Below are 2,899 nucleotides of genomic sequence, written 5' to 3' on the forward strand. Positions count from 1 at the left end.
CGACAAGCCCAAACCCTTCAAATGGACCAAAACCGCCGAGGACATCCTCACCCGGGAACGCCGCGCTCTGAACGCGCTCGATGAAATTCGCGGAAACAGGTAGGAAGTGTCAGACTCAGAACACTAGCGCGTCACGGCTGTGGGTGTTCACGGGGCTGCTGTCATCGGGCAGGTCGTCGCCGGTGCCCATACCGTCGGCCTCAGCATCTTCTTCGTTGGCCTGATAGGAAAAGATGGTTGCGATCTTCAAGTTGTGCTCACCGGCCTCCTTCTTGGCTTGGAACAAGTTATAATAAGCGATGAGCGTTTTGACGTTGCTTACGCACATAATGGCCGTGAACTGACCCTGGTGAGTTTTGTTGCCGTGGTGTGTGAGGATGTAGTCGGCGATCTTTTCGAGACGCTCAGGGGCTTCCATCACCTCGGCCGTATCAATCGCTTCGACCTCGATGTCCTGCACCCCATCCTTGCCCTTGAAGGTGCGGATATACTCCACCGAGAATTTCAGCACATTCTCGTCCCGGATTGCGTCCGTGATAACGTATTTATGCAGGCACTCGCCAAATAGGTCTTTAGTCGTGCGCTTACCCATGGCGTTCTTCGCCGCATTCTCGGCAAAGATGGGCGTGCCGGTAAAGCCGAACATCTGCACGTTGCCGAAAAAGTCGGTGATCCGCTTGTGGGTCTCGCCGAATTGACTGCGGTGGCATTCATCGAAGATGAAGACCATGCGCTTGTCCTTGAGCTCGTCCATAGTCTTGAGGTGCCGGTCGCGACTGATTGCGGTGTTGAGCTTCTGCAGCGTGGTTACAATCAGCGGCGTTTCATCAGCAAATTGCTTCACCAAGTTGCTGGTATTGGTGGTGGCGTCCACACTGCCCTCAGAGAAGCTGTTGAACTCCTTGATCGTCTGAAAATCCAAATCCTTGCGGTCGACCACAAAGACGACCTTGTGAACATGGGGGCTCTGGGTGAGGATCTGCGCCGCCTTGAAGCTGGTCAGCGTTTTACCCGACCCAGTGGTGTGCCAGATATAGCCGTTCTTGGTAGTGGTCTGTACGCGCTCCACGATGCGCTCGACTGCATAGAACTGATAAGGCCTCATCGCCATCAGTAACTGGTCGCTCTCATGCAGCACGATGTATTTGGTGATCATCTTGCTGAGGGTGCATTTCTCGAGGAAATCCTCGGCAAAAGCGCTCAGCTGGCGAATGGTTTTGTTGTCCTCATCGGCCCAATAGAAGGTCTGCTTGAAATCCCGGCGGTTTACCGGATTGTTGGCGTAATACTTGGTGTTCACGCCGTTGCTGATCACAAAAAGCTGTAAGTATCCAAACAACCCATATCCGGCTGAAAAGCTGTGCCGGTGGTAACGGTTGGTTTGGTTGAAAGCCTCTTTCATTTCAAGGCCGCGTCGCTTCAGCTCGATCTGTACGAGTGGCAAGCCGTTCACGAGCAAGGTCACGTCGTAGCGGTTCTTGTAGCTGCCCTCCATGGTGATCTGGTTGGTCACCTGGTACTGGTTCTTGCACCATTGCGCCTGATTGATCAGCTCCAGATACCCCGTCTTACCGTCATCCCGTGTGAAATCCACCTTGTCGCGCAACGTCTTGGCCTTCTCGAAGATGTTGCCGCGCGCCAGCTTATTGAGCACTTGCTTAAACTCTCCCCCAGAAAGGCTGGTCTTATTGTGGACCTCCAGCTGGTGCTTGAGATTGCTGACCAGATCAGCCTCATCCTTGATAGTCACGCGGTCCCAGCCCAAGGTTTCAAGTTGAACTATCAGAGCATCTTCAAGCTGTTGTTCGGTTTGTGTGGTCATACGGGCCAAAGGGTTATGCGGGTGAAAATAAAAACTAAACGAACATCTGCTGAAACAGGCCAGCCTTAAAGCTGCTCGCATGGGTTATCTCTTGACCTACCAGATCAATCTTGCGGTCAAGCGCTGAGAGGAAGTCCGCGATCTTGCGTTGTTCGTCGGGGTGGGGGCGCTGTGCGGGAATTTTTGCAATCTCTGATTTGTTGATCTCGAGAAATGTCGAGCCAGATGCGCGCCGTAAGAGTTCTTTTTTGTTCGCAACCATCCAGTAATACCAGAATTCGTTGTGGTTTTCATCTTTCACAATCAAGGATTGAAAGCCTTGGTTTGTGCAACATTCCTTCTTGGCGATACTTAAATCGCCAACTGTTGCCCGAGTGGAGACAAGAATAGTTCCAATTGGAAGCAGCTTTGCAGAAGATTTTTTCAGCCCTGACGCGCTAATTGTACGAACACTGTCAGTCACATATTTTGATTTCATTTCCGTTGGCGTGAACCAAGGTATTTCACCACCCCAATATTCATCTTGTTCACTGTTGGGGGTTCCTCCTCCAACTATGTTTGCCACTTCCCCCAATTTCTTCTCTTCCCAGTCTGGGAAGTCTTTCCCCTCATCATCCTTGAATCTTATTTTCTGAGAAAACAGCTGCTGCATGCAACCTTTTTTGTAGTCCTCGAGCAGAACCCTTTTCCGGCTAAGCTGCGTGATTTTCTCGTCCACCGCGCCAAGAAAGCCTGCGATCTTACGCTGCTCGGTGAGTGTGGGGGCGCTCATCGGAATCTTTACGAATAGACGTGATTTTATGCCTTTTGCGGTGGATCCCGTTCCACGGACATCAATTTTTCGCTGCATTTTTGGTCCCAGCAGCGTCTGGAATAAAAATCCATGTTCACAGTGTTCGGATTTCGTTTGTAGCGTAATGATCCTTTGTCCCAACGCATAGGTTCCTATGCTAGTGTTCCCCACCTGACACAGGATTCCCATTGAGGGCCTGATGTGCTATATTCGGGACATGAGACGCAATGACATTTGCCTTTACCTTGGCCCCGCCGACCGTGCTGAGCTTCAAGCTCTGATCA

The 2,899-nt window shown here is 51.4% G+C and carries 2 protein-coding genes; both read right to left on the minus strand.

From position 1 onward, the window contains the following. Positions 1–115: 115 nt before the first annotated feature. On the minus strand, positions 116–1,822 hold the full coding sequence (locus ROE7235_RS19165; protein ID WP_121097567.1) for a type I restriction endonuclease subunit R: 1,707 nt from the start codon (positions 1,820–1,822) through the stop codon (positions 116–118). Between the two features lie 34 nt (positions 1,823–1,856). After that, the gene (locus ROE7235_RS19170; protein WP_183073594.1) at positions 1,857–2,756 is read right to left on the minus strand and encodes a restriction endonuclease subunit S; all 900 of its coding nucleotides are present in this window, start codon (positions 2,754–2,756) and stop codon (positions 1,857–1,859) included. Positions 2,757–2,899 lie beyond the last annotated feature (143 nt).

Origin of the sequence: Roseinatronobacter ekhonensis (assembly GCF_900499075.1) — a bacterium.
Classification (GTDB): Bacteria; Pseudomonadota; Alphaproteobacteria; order Rhodobacterales; family Rhodobacteraceae; genus Roseinatronobacter; species Roseinatronobacter ekhonensis.

Bases quoted from the DNA above. Each gene is read 5' to 3' on its own strand.
- ROE7235_RS19165 (WP_121097567.1), bottom strand. From the start codon at position 1,822: ATGACCACACAAACCGAACAACAGCTTGAAGATGCTCTGATAGTTCAA.